Genomic DNA, 19,872 nt, shown 5'->3' on the forward strand with positions numbered 1-19,872 from the left:
TGTGGTCTTGGCGTACCCGTCCGGGCCCCCTTCGGAGGCCGGACGGTCGGGCGGTCAGGCGGTCAGGCGGTCAGGCCGTCAGGCGGTCAGGCGGTCGGGCAGTCAGGCGTCCGGGCGTCCGGGCGTCCGGTCAGTGGTTCTCCTTGGGCTCCACCCGGGCGACCACCATGTGCGGGCGGCCCGGGTGCTCGGCCGTGAAGGCCCGGTACAGCGCCTCGTGGTCGCGGCCGTCCACCGTCGCGGTCGACCAGCCCTCGGCCGCGAAGCGCTGCGCGATGCCGCCCTGCCAGCCGTGCGTGGCCGAGGAGTTGTCGATCACCACCACATGCAGCCGGTCCAGCCCGTAGGCCCCGGCGAAGGCCACCGCCTCGTGGTTGGAGCCCTCGTCGAACTCGGCGTCACCGACCAGCACCCACACCGCGGGGTCGGTCAGGCCCTGGGCCCGCAGCCCGAGCGCCGTGCCGACGGCCAGGGGCAGGCCGTGTCCGAGCGAGCCGGAGGAGATCTCCACCCCGGGCACCAGCGTGCGGTCCGGGTGGTGGCCCAGCGGCGAGTCGTAGCCGCCGAAGCTCGGCAGCACCTCGGGGTCGATGAAGCCCTTGGCCGCCAGCACCGCGTAGTACGCCATCGGGCCGTGGCCCTTGGAGAGCAGGAAGCGGTCCCGGGCCTGCTCCTCGGCGGTGGCCGGGGTGACGCGCAGCACCCGGTCGTAGAGCACCCAGACCGCGTCCAGCGTGGAGGTGGCGGCCGGGCCGTGCTTCTCGGCGCCGGTCATCAGGGCCATCAGGGCCGGCAGGTCCTCGAAGCGGGCCCCGGTGCCGGTGCCGGTGCCGGCGTCGGCGCCGATGCCGATGCCGGGCCCGGACTTCGAGGCGGTCTCGGAGCCCGTCCGGGCACGGGTCGCGGTCACGGTTTCCGCCGTTGCGTTCGTCGTCATGACCACGATGGTGCAACTTAAAGCCGACTTGAGGTCAAGCGGTTACAGTGGGCTCCCATGACCGCCCATCCCGACGCCCGCCGCGGCTCCGGCCCGCACTCCGCCGACCTCCTGACCATCGGCCAACTCGCCGACCGCAGCGGCCTCGCCGCGTCCGCGCTGCGCTACTACGAGAGCCTCGGCCTGATCCAGGCCACCCGCACCGCCGGTGGCCAGCGCCGCTACACCCGCGGCACACTGCGCCGGATCGCGTTCATCCGCGCAGCCCAGCGCGTCGGCCTCTCCCTCGACGAGGCGCGGGTCGCGCTCGACCGCCTCCCCGAGCGCCCCGCCCCCAGCGGCACCGAGTGGAGCCGGGTCGCCGAGTCCTGGCAGAGCCGCATCGACGAGCAGATCGCCGAACTCGAACTGCTGAAGCGCAAACTGTCCGGCTGCATCGGCTGCGGCTGCCTCTCCCTCACCCGCTGCGCCCTCTACAACGCCGGCGACCGCGCGGGCGCCGCCGGCCCCGGCGCCCGCTACCTGCTCACCCGCGACCCGGCCGCCGGGCCCGAACCGGTCTCCCCCGTCGCCGACGCCCTCGGCGGCCCCTCGGAGGGGCGGTGAAAACCGCTTGCGGCACGGCCGCCGTCCTGCCTACGGTGCGCCCGTGCTGCCCCCGGTACTGACGGACGAGGAATGGGACGCGGTCGTCCCCGACGAGACGGTGGTGCGCCCCGCCGCCGAAGCGCTGTGCGCCCGGCTCGGTGTCGGCGGCCTGCCACTGGAGCGCTTCCCGGAGGGCTCCGTCCCGGTCTACGCGGTCGGCGCCCGGCACGTCCTCAAGCTGTTCCCGACGTCGAGCGCCCGGGACGGGATCACGGAGGAGCGCGTCCTCGCCCGGCTGCGGGGCGCGCTGCCGATTCCCACCCCGGAGGTCCGGGAGGCGGGCACGTACGTCAACGGCTGGCGCTACGTGCTGATGTCGCGGCTGCCCGGCGAGGGCCTCGCGCCCGCCTGGCCGCGCGTCCCCCGGCCGGACCGCGAGCGGATCGTCCGTGACTGCGGCGAGGCGCTCGCCGCCCTGCACGCGCTCGACCCCGAGCCGCTCGCCGACGTCCTGGGCCCCGACGACTGGCCCGCCTTCCTCGACCGGCAGCGGGCCGGCGCCGTCGCCCGCCAACGCGACCGCGGCCTGCCGCAGGCCTGGCTGGAGCAGATCCCCGACTTCCTCGCCGCGGCGCCGCTCCCCTCCTCCCCCGCCCGCGCCCTGCTGCACACCGAGTTCATGCGCGAGCACCTCCTCACCGACCCGGCCGACGGCTGGCGCCTCACCGGCCTGATCGACTTCGAGCCCGCCATGATCGGCGACCCGGCCTACGACCTGGTCGCGGTGGGCCTCTTCACCACCCGCGCCGACCCGCACCTCCTCGGCCGGCTGCTGGCCGCCTACGGCCGCCCCGTCGACCCCCGCCTGCTGATGGCCTACACGCTGCTCCACGTCTACAGCGACCTGCCGTGGTACCTGAGGGAGCTGAAGCCCTCCGCCGGCACCCTGGACGCCCTCGCCGAGGAGTGGTTCGGGGTCTCCCGAGGCGGTCAGGGCCGCGGGTCGGTCCGCAGCAGGCCGTAGCGGACGACGTCACGCCACTCGCCGTCCCGGAAGGTCACCGAGCGCTGGACGCCCTCGCGGGTGAAGCCGCACTTCTCCAGGGCCCGCTGCTCGGCGACGTTGCCGGTCTCGGTGTCCGCCTCCAGCCTGACCACCGGCGTGTGCGCGAACAGGTAGTCCACCAGCAGGAGTTGGGCGTGCGTTCCGATGCCCCGGCCGCGCACGTGCGGAAGCAGCTGCGCGCCGATGTTCCAGTACGGCGCGGTCGGCAGCACCGCCTTGCGCAACGCGGCGACGAAGCCGCAGAACTCGCCGGCCACGGTGACCGCGAGCATCCACTGCTCATCCCCGAGCAGCCCGTTCTCGACCCACCGGCGGCGGAACCGGTCCAGGTCCCGCCAGCCGTACCACTGGTACTCCCCCAGCATCCCGGGGTCGCTCAGCAGCTCGCCCAGCGCGGGCAGGTCGGCTTCGGCGATCGGCCGCAGCGCGATCTGGTCGTTGTCCACGCCTGCGCCAACGCCCGGCCCCGCGGGACGGTTCCGCGCCCCGCCCGCACCTTCACGCCCGCCCGCACCTTCACGCCGGCCCGCGCCCCCGGCCTCAACGCACCCCCGGCCTCACGAACCCCCGGCCTCACGAACCGGTCGACCGGGCGAGCCGGAACCCCACGTCGTCGATCCGCAGCGTCGGGTGGCTGCGGCGGCGGACGGAGGCGCGGCAGCTCCAGTGCTCGTCGAACCAGCCGCCGCCGCGCAGCACGCGGTAGTCGCCGTACACCTGCGCGTCGTAGACGTCCCAGCACCACTCCCACACGTTGCCGAGCAGGTCGTACAGTCCGTGGGCGTTCGGCCGGAGTCCGCCCACCTCGTGCGGGCGCTCGCCGGAGTTGCCGCGGTGCCAGGCGATCTCGTCGAGCGGGCCGTAGCGCGGGCCGTCCGTCCCGGCGCGGCAGGCGTGTTCCCACTCGGCCTCGGTGGGCAGCCGGTAGCCGTCCGCGGACCGGTCCCAGACCACGTCCTCGCCGTCCACCCCGTACGCGGGTGTCAGGCCCTCGCGCCGGGACAGCTCGTTGCAGTGGCGGACGGCGTCGTGCCACGACACGCTGTGCGCCGGTCGGCGGTCACCGGCCGCGCCCTCGTACCGCTCGCGGGTGACCGGACAGAGCGCCAGCTCGAACGAGGCGACCTCGACCTCCCAACTGCGCCGGGTGCGACGGTCGGAGAGCGTGACCAGGCCGGCCGGAACGGTGATCATCCGGCGATCCTACGGCCTGCCGCCGCGCAGCAGGTCGACCGCGCTCCGCTCGGCCAGATCCTCCGCGTGCGCGGCCAGCGGCGCCCCGGCGTGCAGGGGCCCGCGCACCACGGCGAGCGGCAGGCCCGCGACGGCGAGTCGCACCCGGTCGACGTCCAGCGCCGTCGTCGCGCCCGCGCGCCCGGCGAGCCCGGTCAGCGCCTTCCGCACCCGCCGCCCGCCCAGCCGCTCGCGCCGCAGGTACTCCTCGGGCCACTCCGCCTTGCCGAACGCCTCCGCGCCGTGCAGCAGCACGACGGCGCGCTCGCGGTGCGCCCGGCACCACGCGACCACCTGCCGGGCGGCCGCGCCCGCCGCCAGGTGCGGCTCCGGGTGCGCGTCGAAGGCAGGCAGACAGGCGGCCTGGAACTCCTCCACCGTCCGCAGCCACAGCTCGGCCAGCAGGGCGGACCGCTGGGGGAAGCGGTGGTAGACGGAGCCGTTGGGGGCGCCGGACTCGCGGGCGACGGCGGACATGGTGACGGCGGCCGGTCCGCCGGCCGCGGCGAGCCGTACCGCGGCGTCGAGGAGGGTGGATTCGTCGTGACGGGGTGGCCTGGGCATGCAGTGGAGAGTACTCTCCATTTCAATTGGAGGGGATCATCCAAAACCATGGGGAGGACCCGGCATGGCCGTGCTCAACATCCACGAACGCACCGTCCCGGCACCGGCGGAGGAGGTCGGCGCGCTCATCGACCGCCTCGCCGGCCCCGACGACCCGCTCTGGCCGGCGCCCGACTGGCCCGGGATGCGGTTCGACCGGCCGCTCGCGGTCGGCGCCGTCGGCGGGCACGGCCCGATCCGCTACACCGTCGCCGGGTACGCGCCAGGACAGTGGGTGCGCTTCCGCTTCACCGGCCCGCGCGGCTTCGACGGCCACCACGAGTTCACCGTCCACCCCGCGGGCGGGACCACCGTGCTCCGCCACACCATCGCCATGCGTCTGCGCGGGCCCGGACGGCTCACCTGGCCGCTCGCCTTCCGGTGGCTGCACGACGCCCTGGTCGAGGACGGCCTCGACCGGGCGGTGCGCGCCTGCGGCGGCACCGTGGCCCACCCCGCCCGCTGGAGCCCGTACGTCCGTCTGCTGCGTCGGTTGATCCGGCACTGACGACCGGCTCCGTCCCGGTTCCGACCCGGTTCCGACCCGCGGACGCTCGCGTCGCGACGGATCGTCAGGACGCGCGGCCATGGCCACGGCGGGGACGAGGGCCGGCACGCTGGCGGAGTCCCCGGCCGAGCGGGCAACGGGAGCCGGCCGGGGGGTCCACGGCCCCGGCACCGGCCTCGACACCGACCCGACACCGGCCCCGACAGCGACACCGGCTCCGCGACGTGGAGCGCCACGTACGCCGTCGGGGCCGAGCACCACGAGGCGTCGGCCGTCCGGGTGCACGGCGCCTCCGCCGTGCACCTCGCCGCCCTGCGCGAGCACTCCCCGGGCCGACCCCTCAGACCGGGAACACCCACGCGTCGACGGCACCCCAGCCGATCACCGTGACCGCCGCGCACGCCCGGGCGACCATGGCCGCCCAGCGGCCGCACCCGCGGCCGCGGGCCCGCCGGAAGCCGGCGACCAGACCGGCGACCGCGGCGACCGGCAGGGCGAGGAAGGCCAGGTAGAGGGTCCACCTGCCGATCGCCAGCCCGTAGAGGACGCCGATCAGGCCCGCGGGGATCGACACCGCCGCGACGGCCATCCCGGCGGCGGCGCAGGCCGTCCGGAAGCGCTCCCGACTGCGGAAGAAGGCCGGCACCGCACAGGCGACGGCACAGAGCAGCCCGGGCACGTACAGGACCGCCCCCGCCGTGCCGAACTCGTCCACCACGGCCGCGACCGGCAGCAGGAACGCGACACCTCCCAGGCCCGACAGCCATCGGGCACTCACCGGCACCTCAGTCATGACTCCCCCGTCCGCCCCCGCGGGCGAGATATTTGAACGCGTTCGAATCTAGCATGCGGAAACCTTGTCCGGACCGTGACGTCGACCCCCTCGCCGGGGCCCCGGCCGTCCCGCGGAAACGGCCCTTCCCGGCCCGTGACGGAGGCACCGCCGCACCCCGACCCGCCCCCGGACCACCCGGCCCCGCGCCGTCGACTGTGGCCCCAACAGGCCTCCCCACAAGGGTTCTTGAGCCGATCGCTCCCATCCGCCAGGGCGCCTACGCTCGACCGCATGAACCGCACGATCCGCACCGTCGAGGACGTCCTCGTCCTGCTCGACGGCTACTTCCCGCCGCCCGAGGCCCGCTGGGACGGCCTCTACGCCGACCGGTCCGCCGAGCGCCCGTTCTTCGCACCCGAGCCGGACGAGAACCTGGTCTCCTACCTCGACCGGGGCCTGATCCCGGCCACCCCCGGCCCCGACCACACCACCGACCACACCCCCGGCCGCGCCGCCGAGTCCGGCCCCGCCCCCACCCCCCTCCGTGCCCTCGACCTCGGCTGCGGACCCGGCCGCAACGCGATCCACCTGGCCTCCCGCGGGTTCGAGGTCGATGCCGTCGACCTCTCCACCGCCGCCGTCGACTGGGCCGAGGAGCGCGCCCGCGAAGCCGGCGCCGGGGCCGGCCTGCGCTTCCACCGCGCGAGCATCTTCGAGGCCGGACTCCCCCACGCCCACTACGACCTGGTCTACGACTCCGGCTGCCTGCACCACCTCCCGCCGCACCGCCGGGTCAGCTACCTCGCCCTCCTCGACCGCGTCCTCGCGCCGGGCGGCCACTTCGCCGTCACCGCGTTCGCCGCCGGCGCGATGGGCTCCGAGCGGCCCGACGAGGAGCTGTACCGACTCGGCGCCCTGGAGGGCGGGCTGGCCTTCTCGCCCGAGGAGCTGCGGTCGCTGTTCCGCGACCTCACGCCGCTGGAGGTCCGCCCGATGGCCGTCCGGGCGCCCGGTTCCGGACTCTTCGGCGCGCCCTTCCTCCTCACAGCCCTCTTCCAGCGAACTGCCAGTCTTTAACCAGCCTCTCATCCTCCGCCCCTAGCCTCCGGGCACATGAACGTCTCCCTGCTCGACGGCTGGTTCCCGTGGACGGTCCAGGCCGCCGCCCTCGCGCTGTTCCTCGGCACGGTGGTCCGTCGGGACCGCGCGTGGCGGGTGAAGTGGGGACCGGTCGCGCTGGGGACGGCACTGGTGGTCACCGCCGCCACCGCGGTGGCCGTGGTGACGCTGAGCGGGATCACCGACCCGATCCCGTTCGGGGTGTGGCTGTGGAGCGGGGTGGCGGTCGCGGCGCTGTGTGTCCTCGGGTTCGGCTGGCGGGGCGCCCGGTGGTGGCGGCGGGCGCTGGTCGCGCCGACCGCGCTGCTCGCGCTGTTCTGCGCTGCGAACAGCCTGAACGTCTCCACCGGCTACTACCCGACCCTCGGCGACGCGATCGGCGAAATCGGCGGGCAGCCGCTGCCGGACCAGATCACGCTCGCCGAACTCGCCTCCATCCACGGGAAGACGAAGACCGGCCGCATCGTCCAGGTCGACATCCCGGACAGCACCGGCGGCTTCGCCCACCGCCAGGAGCTCGTCTACCTGCCGCCCGCGTGGTTCCGCAGCCAGTCCCGGCCCAAGCTGCCCGTGCTGGAGATGATCGGCGGCGAGTTCGCGGCGCCCGACAACTGGATCCGCTCCGGCAACGCGGTGAAGACCGCCGACGACTTCGCCGCCCGGCACAACGGCTTCGCGCCGATCCTGGTCTTCGCGGACGCCACCGGCGGCTTCCGGGTGGACACCGAGTGCGTGGACGGTCCGCACGGCCAGGCCGAGAGCCACCTGGTCAAGGACGTCCCGGCGTTCGTCCGCACGACCTTCAACGCCGCCACCGACCCGCACCGGTGGGGCGTCGCCGGCTGGTCGATGGGCGGCACCTGCGCCTTCGACCTGACCGTCGAACACCCGGGCGTCTTCACGCACTTCGGCGACTTCTCCGGCGACCGGGGCCCGTTCATCGGCGACAAGGACCACACCGTCCAGGAGCTGTACGGCGGCGACGCCGCCGCCTGGGCCGCCCACGACCCGCTGACCGTGCTCGCCCACCACCCCAAGTACCAGGGCGTCTCCGGGTACTTCGGCCAGGGCGACGAGGAACACGGCCAGATCGAGTCCGCCAAGGCACTGGAGGCGGCGGCCAGGAAGGACGGCATCCGCACCGTCTCCGCCGTCGGCTCCGGCAAGCACACCTGGCAGACCGGCGCCGCGACCTTCGCCCAGGCCCTGCCCTGGCTCGCCCAGCAGCTCGGCGTCCCGGGCACCCACGCCTAGGACAGGGCCCGGGGTCCGCCGCTGGGGTCCGGCCGGACCGGGCCCGAACCGCGAACCGCCGCGCACGCGAACCACCGTCGCGCACCGCCCCGGCCGCCCGCGGGCCGACGCCACCCCGGGGCACCCGTGGGAAAGCCTTGGCCTCGGCGGCGGTTTGAACCCCGCCCGCGCCCGCGTGCCCCGGGGCCCCGCTCGCCCGAGGGCGCGGTACGGGCCCGCAGCACCGCGCTCCGCCAGCGCCAATCCCCTGCTCCGGGCGGCAGTTGACCGTGTCCGCGCACTCCAGGAATCCCCCGCACCCCGCGCATAGCTCCCGCCACGCCCGCACACATGTTCCCCATCAGCACCCCCAATCGCGCCGGCCACCCGGGCGTCCGCCGGGATTCCGCTTTGCTCCCGGCGTTCGCTTGGCATAGGTTTCGACCGCCGTCGACGCAGTACCGGCGCTGACCGCCCCTCAGGCCCGAGGAGGCGGCGACCGGGAGCCGGACGGCAGTACGTCAACGGGGGAGGAAACAGCCATGCCGAGTGCCCGCGATCACGGGTCACCCGGGCGGCGAGGACGGACGGGCGGTACCGCGCACCCGCGGCCCACGGCCGATGCGCGCCCGACCCCGCTCCACGCCACCGGACACTTGAGGAATCGTCAGTTGCGCAGCACCCGACTGATCGCCAACACCGCCGTCACCGCCGCGGCCCTCGTCTGCCTGGGCGCCCTCAGCGCCTGCGGACCGGACAACAGCGGTCAGGACGGCGGCAAGACCGCCGCTCCCGCTCCGTCCACCGCCGCACCGGCGGGCGGCGGCACCGGCGCCCCCAGCGCAGGCGCCACCAAGCCGGCCGGCAACGGCGGCACCGACGGCGCCGCCAAGGGCATCCCGGCCAAGGCCTGGATGGACACCAAGAGCATCCCGATGGACGAGACCTACCACTACGCGCCGCTGGCGGCCAACGCCAAGCCGCAGACCGGCCCGGTCCAGTTCAAGGGCATGGAGCTGTGCCACGCGCCGGTCGCCAAGGACGACGAGTGGATGTTCACCGGCACCGCCTCGGCGAAGGCGTCGGTCGGCTTCGGCGGCGACCGCTGGACGGCCCAGCAGACCCTGCTGTTCGTCGGCGACCCGACCCACAGCAGCGGCACCAAGCAGACGACCAACCTGACGTACGAGCGGCTGACGGACGCGCTCAACGGCTGCGCCAAGACCGTGCCCGGCGCCACCGTCAAGGTCGACAGCGCCGCGGACGCGCCGTACTTCGCCGCCGTCCTGACCGTCCCGCAGGCCGACGGCACCGCCGCCACCCTGCACGAGTACGCGGTCACCGACGGCGGGACGGTCAGCGAGCTGTCCGTCTGGGCGGTCACCAAGGCCGGCGCCCAGCCCAAGGACGCCTGGAAGGCCCCCGAGGACAAGTACGTCGGCACGGGCATGACCGCGCCGATGTGCGAGGCCCTCCCCGGCTGCGGCTGATCCCCGCGGCGCTCCTCGCGGGCGCCGCAGCGGGCACCGCGCCACGGGTGCCCGCGACACCCCACAGACGGCCGCCCGGTCCGTCCGGCACAGGGGACCGGACGGGCCGGGCGGCCCCTTCACGCCCGCGCGCGGTGAACCGGCTTCACCGCGTCAGGGCGCCGCTGACGCCGGGACGCCTCAGAGCCCCAGCACGCTGAGCGCCGTGGTCCAGTCGTCGGCGATCGCGCTTCTGGCGTCGTCCAGGCCGACCCGGCCGCCGCACACCGCGTTCTTGAGCTTGGTCTCGACGGAGTCCTTGCTCTGCGCCGGCTGGCTGCCGTAGCGCGGCTCGGGCCAGAGGTTGGCCGGGTCGCGCGGCGCGCCGCCGAGCTCCAGCGGGACGAGGTGGTCCTCCTCGTAGTCGGCCGTGCTGGTGTCCGCGTAGCCGTACTGCGCGATCTGCTGCACCTTCAGCGGGTTGGTGTAGCTGGTCGGCGGGCGGACGGTGGCGGTCCAGCCGGAGACGCAGATGGTCTGGCCGATGGTGCTCTGGGTGACGTCGGGGTTGTATGCACCCGGGGTGCAGTTCGGGTCGGGCAACGGCAGGTACGCCTGCGAACAACTCGCCGAGAGCGTAACGCCCTTGTGGGTGCCGGCCGTGGCCGGGGCGGCAGCCTGCGCGGTGCCGGCGGCGAGCCCGGCGGCGGCGAGGGAGGCCGCCGCGAGGACGACGGTCAGACGCTGACGGAACATCATGGGGAAGTTCTCCTGGGCCGGCCCGGCCTCTCGCCGGGCGACTGTGCTCATGACAGCACCGCGCGCCCGACGACCGTCAGGCTCAGGACGTGAACGCCTGGTGACCCCGCCTTCACAACCGCCGGGCGGACACGGGGCCGGGACGGCACCCCGACGCCGCAGGACCGGCCCGGGGGCCGGACCGGCCGACCCCGGGAGCCGCCGATCAGCCCCGGAGCACCGCCAGTTCGATCTCCCGGGCCGTTTCGTGGCCCGGCACCGGCACGGTCACGCCGGAGTGCTCGAAACCGGCCTTGACGTACATCGCCTCGGCGCGGGCGTTCTCCTCGTGGACGAACAGCCGCACGCGCTGGATCCGGGGCTCGGCGAGCGACCACGACCACTCCTGGGCGGCCCGGATCAGGTCGAGCGCCAGCCCGGTGCCCCGCGCCTCGGGCCGGACGTAGACCCCGACGACGTGCGTCTGGTCGACCGTGACGACATCGCCCCCCAGGGCCCCCGGCCCGCCGGGCCGCTCGACCAGCACGCTGACCGAGCCGAGCCAGCGCCCGTCCGCGTCCTCGCCGACGAACTGCGCCACGGCGGATCCCGTCGCGGCGCCCGCCGCGCGGTCCTGCCAGAACTCGTCGGGCCTGGCGGCGGCCTGTTCGTGCGTTTCGAGGAAGGCGATGGCCGCGACCGGGTCCAGTAGCGCGTCCAGCCGGAGCTCCCTGACCTGCGCCCAGTCCTCGCTCCGCACCCGCCTGATGATGATGTCCATTGCATGATCATTTCATCGGGCCCGGTAGCCCCCGCAACCCCATTACGGGCCACCGGACACCCCCTCCGCCGAGCACCGCCCCGCCACATCGTCACCACCGACCACCGACCGCCGGGGCCCGACCACCGACCGCCGGTCAGGCGGAGCCGCCCCGCCCCTGCTCCAGCAGTCGGGCCAGCAGCGCCGCCGGCCCGTCCGGCAGGCTCCCGTGCACGAGTTCGGTGCGGTGCACCAGCCGGGGCCCGGCGATCGGCGCGCACCCGACCCCGGGCACCCCGGACAGCACCGGCTCGGGCAGCAGCGTGAGCCCGTGCCCGGCGGCGACGAGCGCCAGCAACCCGTGCAGGTCGGTGCCCTGGTAGCGGGTGGCGGGCCGGAAGCCGTCGACGCCCGCGGCCGCGCGCAGCCGGGCGACCGGCGGGGTGAGGTCGGGGGCGTCCAGCCAGCGGGCGGCGGAGAGGTCGGCGAGCGCGAGACCGCCGCGGCCCGCCAGCGGGTGTCCGACGGGCAGTGCGACGGCGACCGGCCGCTCGTCCACCGCGACGGTGCGCAGCGGGCCGACGTCGGGCAGCGGCAGCGGGTCGCTGGGCGCGGCCAGGCCGTCAATCAGGGCGAGGTCGACCTCGCCGGTGGCGACCTGCGCGGGCAGCACGTCCTGGGCTAGCACCCGGACCACCGGCTCCACCCTCGGATACGCCCGGCGCACCTCGCCGAGCGCGCGCCCCAGCGCCGCCCCGACCGCCAGGGGCGTGGCGCCGAGCACCAGCCGGGCGCTCGCGGCGCCGGCCAGGCGTGCGACGTCGGCACGTGCCGCCTCCAGCCGGACCAGCAACGGCGCGGCGTGCTCCAGCAGCCGCCGGCCGGCCTCCGTCGGGCCGACCGGGCGGCGGACCAGCAGGGCCGCCCCGAGGTCCGCCTCCAACGCGGCGATCTGCTGGGAGACCGCGGACTGGGTGTAGCCGAGCTCCCGCGCCGCGTCCGAGAAGGAGCCGAGGCGGGTGACGGTGACGAAGGTGCGCAGCTGCTGGGGATCCACGGCGGTCATCAACCGATCTGATCGACGGGTAAGAAATCATCGTTGGCGCTGATCTCGGGTGCCGGGTCAGGATAGCCGCATGACCCACATGACCCCACGGATCGCCCTGGTCGGCGACCGCTCCCCCGCCGTCCGCTCGCACGCCCGCATCCCGGGCCTGCTCGACGCCCTCGCCGAGCACGAACGGCTCGTCCTGGACGCCTACTGGATCCCCACCGGGGACGCCGCGGAGTCCGGCGCCCTGGACGGGTTCGACGCGATCTGGCTGCTCCCCGGCAGCCCGTACCGCAGCGAGGCCGGCGCCGTGGCCGCCGTCCGCACCGCCCGCGAGCGCGGCATCCCCTTCCTCGGTACCTGTGCCGGGTTCCAGCACGCGGTGCTGGAGTACGCCCGCAACGTCTGCGGCCTGGCCGATGCCGTCCACGGCGAGGAGCACCCCGACGGGGAGCAGCAGGTGATCGCCGCGCTGAGCTGCTCGCTGGTCGGGCACGAGGGCACCGTCGCCGTCGCCCCGGACACGCTCGCCGAGCGTGTCCTCGGCACCACCCGCACGCTGGAGCGCTACCACTGCGCGTACGGCCTCAACGCCGCCTACCTGGACCGGCTGCGCGCGCACGGTCTGCGGTTCAGCGGCGCGGACGAGTCGGGCGAGGTACGGATCCTGGAGCTGCCGGACCACCCCTTCTTCCTCGCCTCGCTGTTCCAGCCCGAGCTGTCCGGCGACGGGACCCGGGCGCACGCCATGATCCGCGCGCTGGCCGGCGCCGCCGTGGCCCACGCGGACGCGCGCGCGTCGGCCGCGGCGACCGCGACGACCTCCACAGCCGGGGCGACCTCCGCGGCCTCGACCGCCTGACCGGGCCTCACATGGGCAGCGACCGCAGCCGCACCGGCCCCTCCGGCCAATCGGTCCCCGCCGACAGCGGCGCCCACATCGTGCGCAGCGGCATCACCGCCAGCCGCCCCTCGGGCTGCTCCACCGTCACCTCCCCGGCCACCTCCCGGAAGCCCAGTCCCCGGTAGAACGCGGCCAGCGGTGGACGGCAGAACAGCAGCGCGCGCCGGTGGCCGAGCGTGCGCGCGTGGGCCAGGGCGGCCCCGACCACGGCGTGCGCGAGGCCACCGCCGCGCCGGTCGGGGGCGACGCAGACGCCGCCGACGCCCATGACCGTCAGATCGGTGCCGCCCGCAGTGAGCGGCAGCGGCAGCAGCCCGGTGTGGGCGACGAGCCGGCCGTCGGTGGCCCGGACCCCGAAGTGGATCTCCTTGGGCAGGAAGGTCAGCCCGGTGTACGCGACGCCGTACGGGTCGGCGCCGGGGCCGAGGACCTCCTCCTGCTCGGCGCGGCCGTACCGCTCCAGCCGTTCGACGGCCGACCGCCCTGTCGGGTGCGCCCCTGCCTGAGGCCCGGCCGGGTGCGCCCCTGCCTGGAACGGCTCGGCCGGGTGCGGTGCTGACGGGCGGGGTCCGGGCAGCTGCGGCCCCGGCGAGAAATGATCACTCATCCCGCCATGCTCTCCCCCACCGGCGGCCTTTCGACAGTCCCTTCCCGGCCACTCGGTCCGAAGATCATCCCGGCACGGCACCCCGGTGTGGAAGCATGCCCCTCATGCAGCAGCCCACCTCCCAGTCGGCCGCCGACCCCGACGCACCGCTGCCCGGGCCGCCGCTGCGCCTGCCCCGCCCGGTCCGGACCCTCGCACCGACCGCCCTGGTCCTGCTGGTGCTCGTCCCACTCGCCGCGAACGACCCCGACTTCGGCCCGACCACCTCGCCGCCGGTCAACGCCGGGCTGATGGCCTTCGGCGCCCTCGCCCTGGCCCTGCGGCGCCGGCATCCGGCGGCAGTCACCGCGGCCACCCTGGTGAGCGGTCAACTCCCGCTCGCCGTCGCGCTCTACGGACTGGCCGCGCGGCGCGGCGGCACCCTGCTGCTGTACGCCCTGGCGGCCGCGTCCGAGCTGCGGCTGCTCGTCCCGGTCGACCTCGGGGACGTCGGCACCCCGTCCTCGCTCGCCAACCTGATCGAGGATCCGCTGGTCTTCGGAGCCGTCCCGCTCGTCCTCGGGCTGGGCGCCCACACCCGCGCCCACACCGTCCGGGTGCTCGCCGAGCGGAATCGCTTCCTGGGCGAACGCAACCGGCTGCTGGAGGAGGCCCGGCGGCACGTCGAGGAACGCGCCGCGGCCGCCGAACGCGCCCGGTTGGCCCGGGAGATGCACGACGTCGTCTCCAACCGGGTCTCGCTGATCACCCTGCACACGGGCGCCGGCCAGGTCGCCCAGGCCGAGGACCCGGGCGCCGTGCGGGAGACGCTCGGCCTGATCCGCTCCCTCGGCCTGCAGGCGCTCACCGAACTGCGCGGCCTGCTGGGCGTGCTGACCACGGCCGCCGACCAGGCGCCCTCGCTACGCGGCCTGCCCACTCTGGTCGAGGAGTCCCGGCAGGCCGGCCTGGCGGTCGGACTGACCGTCACCGGCCCGGCCGACGGGCTGCCGCCGCCCGGGCCCGCCGTGCAGTACGCGGTCTACCGGATCGTCCAGGAGGCGCTGACCAACGCGCACAAGCACGCCCCGGCCGCCGAGGTGGCCGTCACCGTCGAGGTCCAGCCGGACGGGCTGCGCCTGACGGTGGTCAACTCCCCCACCGGGACGGGCGGATCCGGGACGGGCGGATCCGGGACGGGCGGATCCGGGACGGGCGGATCCGGGACGGGCGGATCCGGGACGGCCGGACCGGGGGCGAACCGCGGCGCGGCACCGGACGCGAGCCCGGCCGCGGGCCCGGAACTGCCGTCCGGTGGCCACGGCCTGACCGGGATGCGCACCCGGGCCGGCGACCTCGGCGGCACCCTGCACGCCGGCCCGACCCCGGAGGGCGGCTTCGCCGTGCGCGCCCGACTCCCGCTCGGCGCCGCGTAGGACGCGCCGCCGCCGCGGGAGCCGCGGCACCGCAGCGCGGCGACACCGCGGCGGCCCGGCACGGCCCCGAACAGTTCGCGAACGGCTTCCGAACAGACCCGCCGCTCAGACCGCGGCGCGCTCCGCCAGCTCCGCCCAGACCTCGTCCACCCGGGCCGCCAGCCCGGCCAGTTCCCCGCCGTTGTCGATCACCAGGTCAGCGATCGCCAGCCGGTCCGCCCGCGAGGCCTGCGCGCCCATCCGGGCCCGCGCCTCCTCCTCGGCCATCCCGCGCAGCCGCACCAGCCGGTCCAGCCGCACCTCGTCGGCCGCGTCGACCACCACGATCAGGTCGAACAGCGGTGCCAGCCCGTTCTCGGCCAGCAGCGGCACGTCGTGCACGACGACCGCGTCCGGTGCGGCCGCCGTCTCCAGTTCGGCGGAGCGGGCCCGCACCAGCGGGTGGACGATCGCGTTCAGCGCCTTCAGCCGCTCCGGGTCGGCGAACACGACCGCGCCGAGGGCCGGGCGGTCCAGCGAGCCGTCCTCCCGCAGCACCTGCGGGCCGAACTCGGCGACCACGGCCGCCAGACCGTCCGTCCCGGGGGCGACCACCTCGCGGGCGATCACGTCGGAGTCCACGATCACCGCGCCGTGCGCGGCGAACAGCCGGGACACCTCGCTCTTGCCCGCCCCGATACCGCCCGTCAGTCCGATCTTCAGCATGGCGTCAGGCTACCGGCGCGCCGCCCGCCCCGTCAGCACCGGACCGGCCCGGTCGGCACCGCCCGGCCCGCCGGCACCGGACCGGGCCACCCGTCGGCCGTCAGTCCACCTCCAGGCTCTCCCCCTCCCCGAGGAGCGCCAGCTCGGCCCCCGTGCCCGGCCCGTCCGGCCCCACCAGCCGGGTCTGCACCGCGAACCCGATCGGGCTGAGCACCGCCTCGTGGACGGGCACGGTCCGGCGCGGCCCTGCTTCCCGGACGTAGTCGACCACCTCGGAGGCCTTGCTCCACGGCGCCGCCAGCGGCAGCAGCAGGGTGTCGACGGCGTGCGGCGGCACGGTGAACGCGTCGCCGGGGTGGAAGAGCCGGCCGTCGAAAAGGAAGCCGATGTTCTGCACCCGGGGGATGTCCGGGTGGATCACCGCGTGCCACTCACCGTGCACCGAGACGCCGAGCCCGCCGAGTTCGAAGGCGTCGCCCTCGCCGACCGCGGTGACCCGCTGCGCGACTCCGTCCAGCTGGGCGGCGACGGCGCTGTTGGTCCACACCCGCAGCGCCGGGTCGGCCTCCAGTGCGGCGCGCAGCCGCGACTCCTCGAAGTGGTCCATGTGCTCGTGGGTGATCAGGACGGCGTCCGCCCCGGCCAGTGCGGCCGGATCGGTGAACGCCCCCGGGTCGACGACGACGGTGGTGTCGCCGTACTCGACGCGTACGCAGGCATGTCCGAACTTGGTGATTCGCATGCCGGAAACTCTACAGCAAAGCTGTACAGCATGGCTGTAGATATCCGGGATAGACTTCTCCCATGACCAGCGAAGCCCCGCACCCGCACACCCTGGAACTCGCCGCCGATCTGCGCGCCGCCCTCGGCAGCCTGGTCCGCTCCCTGCGCGACAGCGACGAACTGCCGCAGAACCAGGCCGCCGTCCTCGGTCTGCTGGTCCGCGACGGACTCTCCTGCACCGTCGCCGAACTCGCCGACCTCCAGCGCGTGCGCCACCAGTCGATGGCCCGCACCGTCGCCCTGATGACCGAGGCAGGGCTGGTCACCCAGCAGCCCCACCCCACCGACGGGCGCAAGCAGCTCATCGCGGCCACCGGGGCCGGCCGCACCGCCCTGCTCGACCAGCGCGCCCGCCGCGAGCAGCACATCGCCACCGCGATCGAGTCCCGCCTCACCCCCGCCGAGCAGGACCGGCTGCGCGCCGCGGTCGACCTCCTCGACCGCCTGTCCTGAGCCGCCCCTCCCGGGATCCGGGCGGTACGGCAGGATGGCCCGGTGCTGATCATCCTCGGCGGACTGCCCGCCACCGGAAAGACCTCCCTGGCCCGCGGCTTCGCCCGCTGGGCCGGTGCCGTCCACCTCCGGGTCGACACCATCGAACAGGCGATCGTGCGCTCCGGCGCCCTCGCGCCGCCGCTCGGCCCGGTCGGTTACGCCGTGGCCCACGCCCTCGCCGAGGAGCACCTGCGCCAGGGCCTTCCGGTGATCGCCGAGTCGGTCAATCCGCTCGCGGTCACCCGCCAGGCCTGGCGCGAGGTCGCCGTCCGGGCCGGCACGCGCTGCCTGGAGGTCGAGACGATCTGCTCCGACCCGGCCGAACACCGACGCCGCGTCGAACAGCGCACCGTCGACGTCCCGGGCCTCGACCTCCCGGACCGGGCGGCCGTACAGTCCGGCGCCTACGAGCCCTGGGACCGCGACCACCTGGTGATCGACACGGCCGGCCAGGTGGTCGAGGAGTGCGTCGCCGAGCTGTACGGCGCGTACACCGACGCACTCCAGGGTCCGGGCCCGGGTACGACCCCGCCCCCCTAGGCCTTCACCAGGCCCCCGGCCTCCGGCTCCACCGCCTCCGGCTGCGACTCCGACTCCGACTCCGCCCCCGACTCCGACTGCGCGACCACCGGTCGCGGCGCCGGGATCACGGCGGGCTCGATCTCCGGCAGATCGACGTGCTCGCTCAGCCCGAAGCGCTGGTGCAGTCGGCGCAGCGGGGCCGGCGCCCACCAGTTGAACTCGCCGAACAGGCTCATCGCGGCGGGCACCAGCAGGCAGCGCACCAGGGTGGCGTCCACCGCGACGGCGACGGCCAGGGCAATGCCCATCTGCTTGACCATCAGCATGTCCCCGAGCGCGAACCCGGCGAAGACGATCACCATCAGCAGCGCCGCCGAGGTGATGATCCGACCGCTGCGCTGGACCCCCAGCTCCACCGAGCGGGTACAGCTGTGCCCCTTGTCCCGCAACTCCTTGATCCGGGCGAGCAGGAACACCTCGTAGTCCATCGACAACCCGAAGGCGAAAGCGAAGACCAGCACCGGGATGAAGGTCTCCAGCCCCCCGGTCGGGCTGAACCCGAGCATCCCGCTGAACCACCCGTCCTGGAACACCAGGGTGAGCGCGCCGAGCGAGGCGCCCAGCGAGAGCAGGTTCATCAGCAGCGCCTTGACCGGCATCACCACCGAGCCGGTCATCAGGAACAGCAGCACCAGTGTCCCGGCCGCGACCAGCCCGAGCGCCCACGGTCCGCGCGAGAGCAGTTCCTTCTGGAAGTCGACCACCGAGGCCGCGCCGCCGGTGACGTACGTCTTCAGCCCGCCCCGGTCCGCCCGCAGTTCCTCGACCACGTGCTTGGCCTGCCCGCCCTGCGGGTCCCCGTGCACCAGGACGTCGATCGTGGAGACCGCATCGTTCACCGGGCTCACCGCCCGGACCCCGCTCACCCCGGGCAGCTTGGCGACCACCTCGTCCGCGTACGCCTGCGCCACCGCGGGACCGCCCTCGACCACCACCGTGATCGGCGCGGCCGACACCTGCGGGAAGCGCTGGTCGACGGTCTCGGCGACCTGCCGCCCGGCAGAGGAGGCGGGCAGCACGGCGGCGCCCGAGTTGCGCATCTCGGCGTGGAGGAACGGCGCCCCGGCCGCCATCAGCAGCGCCACGGAGGCGAGCGTGACCAGGACGGCCCGCTTGCGGACGCGGCGGACGGTCCGGCTGAAGAACCCCTCGTCCGGTACGGGTGCGGTGGGCGTCCTGATCCGCGAGCCGGCGAAGCCGAGCAGCGCGGGGATCAGGGTCAGCGCGGCGGCGACGGCGATCACCACCACGCTCACCCCGGCGGCGGCCACCGCGCCGAGCACCGGGCTGGTGAAGACGAACAGGCCCGACAGTGCGACGGCCACGGTCAGCCCGGAGAAGGCGACGGTGCGCCCGGCGGTCGCCGCGGTGCGTTCGACGGCGGCGGCGATGCCCGCGCCGTGGCCGCGTTCCTCGCGGAAACGATTCACCATGAGCAGCGCGTAGTCGATCGACAGCCCGAGCCCCAGCACGGTGGCGATCGGCAGCACGCTGGTGTCGATGTCCATGATCCGGCTGAACCCGAACATGGCCAGCAGCGCGCCGCCCACCGAGGCGACCGCCCCGATCACCGGCAGCGAGGCCGCCGAGAGCCCGCCGAACACCAGCACCATCACGACCAGCGTGAGCGGCAGCGTCACCATCTCGCCGAAGCGGGTGTCCTTCTCGGTCTGCTTCTTGACCTCGTCCTGCAGCACCAGGTCCCCGCCGACGGTCACGTGCGCACCGCCCGCGCCGTTCAGCGCGGCGAGCCGCTGGGTGACGGCGTCGGTCTGGGCGGAGGTGGCGGTGTCGGCCAACCGTACGGAGACCAGGCTCGCCGTCCCGTCGGCAGAACGCAGCGTGGCGTGGGCCGGGCCGGAGCCGTAGGCGTCGACGGCGGCGGAGACCCCGGGCAGGCCGGCGATCTCGGCGGTGGCCTGCTCGACGGCGGCCTTGACCGCCGGATCGTCCACCGGTTTGCCGTCCACCACCGCGGTCACGGTGCCCTTGACCGGGTCGGCCGCGGCGACCACCGCGCTGCCCCGGTCGGCCTCGGCGCTGGCCGAGGACGCCCCGGCCACCGAGCCCTCGAAGACCCGGCCGCCGATCAGGACACCGACGACCAGGACGACGGCCCAGAAGCCGAGCACCCAGCGACGGTGGCGGAAGCAGAACCGGCCGAGGGCCGCGAGGCGGCCGCCGACGAGGGCGGCGGGGGCGGAGACGGGGGCAGCGGAGGAGGCATTGCGCATGAAGGAGCCTTTCGGGCAGCTCCACTCAATGTAGGCGCAACCGGAACTTCGACCTATAGCAGGGCAA

22 protein-coding genes are annotated in these 19,872 nt (G+C 75.0%); 10 read left to right on the forward strand and 12 right to left on the reverse strand.

Annotation, left to right across the window (positions count from 1 at the left end):
* Positions 1-130: 130 nt before the first annotated feature.
* On the reverse strand, positions 131-784 hold the full coding sequence (locus AB0D10_RS17135) for a thiamine pyrophosphate-dependent enzyme (protein ID WP_360256967.1): 654 nt from the start codon (positions 782-784) through the stop codon (positions 131-133).
* Positions 785-994: 210 nt separating this feature from the next.
* On the opposite strand from AB0D10_RS17135, the gene soxR reads away from it, so the two are divergent.
* Positions 995-1,543 carry a redox-sensitive transcriptional activator SoxR gene (gene soxR / locus AB0D10_RS17140; RefSeq protein WP_360256704.1) on the forward strand — a complete coding sequence of 183 codons (549 nt, stop codon included), beginning with the start codon at positions 995-997 and terminating at the stop codon, positions 1,541-1,543.
* Between the two features lie 43 nt (positions 1,544-1,586).
* A complete protein-coding gene (locus tag AB0D10_RS17145; RefSeq protein ID WP_360256707.1) occupies positions 1,587-2,549 on the forward strand; it encodes an aminoglycoside phosphotransferase family protein in 963 nt (320 codons plus the stop codon).
* On the opposite strand, the gene AB0D10_RS17150 is transcribed toward AB0D10_RS17145, so the two are convergent.
* From AB0D10_RS17150 to AB0D10_RS17160, 3 genes are all read right to left on the reverse strand, one after another.
* A complete protein-coding gene (locus tag AB0D10_RS17150; RefSeq protein WP_360256709.1) occupies positions 2,516-3,037 on the reverse strand; it encodes a GNAT family protein in 522 nt (173 codons plus the stop codon). The two genes, AB0D10_RS17145 and AB0D10_RS17150, sit on opposite strands and share 34 nt — an antisense overlap.
* Positions 3,038-3,164: 127 nt before the next feature.
* The gene (locus tag AB0D10_RS17155; protein WP_360256712.1) at positions 3,165-3,785 is read right to left on the reverse strand and encodes an SUMF1/EgtB/PvdO family nonheme iron enzyme; all 621 of its coding nucleotides are present in this window, start codon (positions 3,783-3,785) and stop codon (positions 3,165-3,167) included.
* Positions 3,786-3,794: 9 nt separating this feature from the next.
* Entirely contained in the window at positions 3,795-4,388 is a 594-nt protein-coding gene (locus AB0D10_RS17160) for a helix-turn-helix domain-containing protein (RefSeq protein ID WP_360256715.1), read from the reverse strand.
* A gap of 64 nt (positions 4,389-4,452) precedes the next feature.
* Between AB0D10_RS17160 and AB0D10_RS17165 the strand changes: the two genes are divergently transcribed.
* Positions 4,453-4,935 carry an SRPBCC family protein gene (locus AB0D10_RS17165; RefSeq protein ID WP_360256718.1) on the forward strand — a complete coding sequence of 161 codons (483 nt, stop codon included), beginning with the start codon at positions 4,453-4,455 and terminating at the stop codon, positions 4,933-4,935.
* 340 nt (positions 4,936-5,275) lie between these two features.
* Here the strand turns inward: AB0D10_RS17165 and AB0D10_RS17170 are convergent, their stop codons facing one another.
* On the reverse strand, positions 5,276-5,728 hold the full coding sequence (locus tag AB0D10_RS17170) for a hypothetical protein (protein WP_360256720.1): 453 nt from the start codon (positions 5,726-5,728) through the stop codon (positions 5,276-5,278).
* A 273-nt stretch (positions 5,729-6,001) separates the two neighbouring features.
* Between AB0D10_RS17170 and AB0D10_RS17175 the strand changes: the two genes are divergently transcribed.
* The 3 genes from AB0D10_RS17175 (at position 6,002) to AB0D10_RS17185 (ending at position 9,552) form a co-directional block, all read left to right on the forward strand.
* On the forward strand, positions 6,002-6,787 hold the full coding sequence (locus tag AB0D10_RS17175; RefSeq protein ID WP_360256722.1) for a class I SAM-dependent methyltransferase: 786 nt from the start codon (positions 6,002-6,004) through the stop codon (positions 6,785-6,787).
* Positions 6,788-6,823: 36 nt separating this feature from the next.
* Entirely contained in the window at positions 6,824-8,083 is a 1,260-nt protein-coding gene (locus AB0D10_RS17180; protein WP_360256724.1) for an alpha/beta hydrolase-fold protein, read from the forward strand.
* Between the two features lie 650 nt (positions 8,084-8,733).
* Positions 8,734-9,552, forward strand: a complete 819-nt coding sequence (locus AB0D10_RS17185) for a hypothetical protein (RefSeq protein ID WP_360256726.1) — start codon at positions 8,734-8,736, stop codon at positions 9,550-9,552.
* A 180-nt stretch (positions 9,553-9,732) separates the two neighbouring features.
* Here the strand turns inward: AB0D10_RS17185 and AB0D10_RS17190 are convergent, their stop codons facing one another.
* From AB0D10_RS17190 to AB0D10_RS17200, 3 genes are all read right to left on the reverse strand, one after another.
* Positions 9,733-10,341 (reverse strand): hypothetical protein, encoded by a 609-nt coding sequence (locus tag AB0D10_RS17190; protein WP_360256728.1) that lies wholly within the window; start codon positions 10,339-10,341, stop codon positions 9,733-9,735.
* Between the two features lie 154 nt (positions 10,342-10,495).
* A complete protein-coding gene (locus AB0D10_RS17195; RefSeq protein WP_360256730.1) occupies positions 10,496-11,050 on the reverse strand; it encodes a GNAT family N-acetyltransferase in 555 nt (184 codons plus the stop codon).
* 136 nt (positions 11,051-11,186) lie between these two features.
* Positions 11,187-12,095 (reverse strand): LysR family transcriptional regulator, encoded by a 909-nt coding sequence (locus AB0D10_RS17200; protein WP_360256733.1) that lies wholly within the window; start codon positions 12,093-12,095, stop codon positions 11,187-11,189.
* 70 nt (positions 12,096-12,165) lie between these two features.
* Between AB0D10_RS17200 and AB0D10_RS17205 the strand changes: the two genes are divergently transcribed.
* Complete coding sequence (locus AB0D10_RS17205) at positions 12,166-12,942, forward strand: hypothetical protein (protein WP_360256736.1); 777 nt, start codon at positions 12,166-12,168, stop codon at positions 12,940-12,942.
* A 7-nt stretch (positions 12,943-12,949) separates the two neighbouring features.
* Here AB0D10_RS17205 and AB0D10_RS17210 read toward each other — a convergent pair whose 3' ends face one another.
* Positions 12,950-13,591, reverse strand: a complete 642-nt coding sequence (locus AB0D10_RS17210; RefSeq protein WP_360256738.1) for a GNAT family N-acetyltransferase — start codon at positions 13,589-13,591, stop codon at positions 12,950-12,952.
* Between the two features lie 104 nt (positions 13,592-13,695).
* Here AB0D10_RS17210 and AB0D10_RS17215 point away from each other — a divergent pair, with 104 nt between their 5' ends.
* The gene (locus AB0D10_RS17215) at positions 13,696-15,006 is read left to right on the forward strand and encodes a histidine kinase (protein ID WP_360256740.1); all 1,311 of its coding nucleotides are present in this window, start codon (positions 13,696-13,698) and stop codon (positions 15,004-15,006) included.
* Between the two features lie 105 nt (positions 15,007-15,111).
* Here AB0D10_RS17215 and coaE read toward each other — a convergent pair whose 3' ends face one another.
* Both coaE and AB0D10_RS17225 read right to left on the reverse strand, forming a co-directional pair.
* Positions 15,112-15,711: a dephospho-CoA kinase gene (coaE, locus tag AB0D10_RS17220; protein WP_360256742.1), complete on the reverse strand. Its 600-nt coding sequence runs from the start codon at positions 15,709-15,711 to the stop codon at positions 15,112-15,114.
* 100 nt (positions 15,712-15,811) lie between these two features.
* A complete protein-coding gene (locus tag AB0D10_RS17225) occupies positions 15,812-16,453 on the reverse strand; it encodes an MBL fold metallo-hydrolase (protein WP_360256744.1) in 642 nt (213 codons plus the stop codon).
* Positions 16,454-16,515: 62 nt separating this feature from the next.
* Here AB0D10_RS17225 and AB0D10_RS17230 point away from each other — a divergent pair, with 62 nt between their 5' ends.
* Together AB0D10_RS17230 and AB0D10_RS17235 are read left to right on the forward strand one after the other, a co-directional pair.
* Positions 16,516-16,947, forward strand: coding sequence for a MarR family transcriptional regulator (locus AB0D10_RS17230; protein ID WP_360256746.1), 432 nt, complete (start codon positions 16,516-16,518; stop codon positions 16,945-16,947).
* A gap of 42 nt (positions 16,948-16,989) precedes the next feature.
* A complete protein-coding gene (locus AB0D10_RS17235; protein WP_360256748.1) occupies positions 16,990-17,529 on the forward strand; it encodes an AAA family ATPase in 540 nt (179 codons plus the stop codon).
* Here AB0D10_RS17235 and AB0D10_RS17240 read toward each other — a convergent pair.
* Complete coding sequence (locus AB0D10_RS17240) at positions 17,526-19,805, reverse strand: MMPL family transporter (protein ID WP_360256750.1); 2,280 nt, start codon at positions 19,803-19,805, stop codon at positions 17,526-17,528. The genes AB0D10_RS17235 and AB0D10_RS17240 overlap by 4 nt on opposite strands.
* Positions 19,806-19,872 lie beyond the last annotated feature (67 nt).

The sequence above is a fragment of the Kitasatospora sp. NPDC048545 genome (assembly GCF_040651155.1).
GTDB lineage: Bacteria > Actinomycetota > Actinomycetes > Streptomycetales > Streptomycetaceae > Kitasatospora.

Bases quoted from the DNA above. Each gene is read 5' to 3' on its own strand.
- soxR (WP_360256704.1), top strand. From the start codon at position 995: ATGACCGCCCATCCCGACGCCCGCCGCGGCTCCGGCCCGCACTCCGCC.
- AB0D10_RS17230 (WP_360256746.1), top strand. From the start codon at position 16,516: ATGACCAGCGAAGCCCCGCACCCGCACACCCTGGAACTCGCCGCCGAT.
- AB0D10_RS17200 (WP_360256733.1), bottom strand. From the start codon at position 12,095: ATGACCGCCGTGGATCCCCAGCAGCTGCGCACCTTCGTCACCGTCACC.
- AB0D10_RS17170 (WP_360256720.1), bottom strand. From the start codon at position 5,728: ATGACTGAGGTGCCGGTGAGTGCCCGATGGCTGTCGGGCCTGGGAGGT.
- AB0D10_RS17160 (WP_360256715.1), bottom strand. From the start codon at position 4,388: ATGCCCAGGCCACCCCGTCACGACGAATCCACCCTCCTCGACGCCGCG.
- AB0D10_RS17240 (WP_360256750.1), bottom strand. From the start codon at position 19,805: ATGCGCAATGCCTCCTCCGCTGCCCCCGTCTCCGCCCCCGCCGCCCTC.
- AB0D10_RS17190 (WP_360256728.1), bottom strand. From the start codon at position 10,341: ATGAGCACAGTCGCCCGGCGAGAGGCCGGGCCGGCCCAGGAGAACTTC.
- AB0D10_RS17175 (WP_360256722.1), top strand. From the start codon at position 6,002: ATGAACCGCACGATCCGCACCGTCGAGGACGTCCTCGTCCTGCTCGAC.
- AB0D10_RS17165 (WP_360256718.1), top strand. From the start codon at position 4,453: ATGGCCGTGCTCAACATCCACGAACGCACCGTCCCGGCACCGGCGGAG.
- coaE (WP_360256742.1), bottom strand. From the start codon at position 15,711: ATGCTGAAGATCGGACTGACGGGCGGTATCGGGGCGGGCAAGAGCGAG.
- AB0D10_RS17210 (WP_360256738.1), bottom strand. From the start codon at position 13,591: ATGAGTGATCATTTCTCGCCGGGGCCGCAGCTGCCCGGACCCCGCCCG.
- AB0D10_RS17225 (WP_360256744.1), bottom strand. From the start codon at position 16,453: ATGCGAATCACCAAGTTCGGACATGCCTGCGTACGCGTCGAGTACGGC.
- AB0D10_RS17135 (WP_360256967.1), bottom strand. From the start codon at position 784: ATGGCCCTGATGACCGGCGCCGAGAAGCACGGCCCGGCCGCCACCTCC.
- AB0D10_RS17180 (WP_360256724.1), top strand. From the start codon at position 6,824: ATGAACGTCTCCCTGCTCGACGGCTGGTTCCCGTGGACGGTCCAGGCC.
- AB0D10_RS17205 (WP_360256736.1), top strand. From the start codon at position 12,166: ATGACCCACATGACCCCACGGATCGCCCTGGTCGGCGACCGCTCCCCC.
- AB0D10_RS17195 (WP_360256730.1), bottom strand. From the start codon at position 11,050: ATGGACATCATCATCAGGCGGGTGCGGAGCGAGGACTGGGCGCAGGTC.
- AB0D10_RS17215 (WP_360256740.1), top strand. From the start codon at position 13,696: ATGCAGCAGCCCACCTCCCAGTCGGCCGCCGACCCCGACGCACCGCTG.
- AB0D10_RS17155 (WP_360256712.1), bottom strand. From the start codon at position 3,785: ATGATCACCGTTCCGGCCGGCCTGGTCACGCTCTCCGACCGTCGCACC.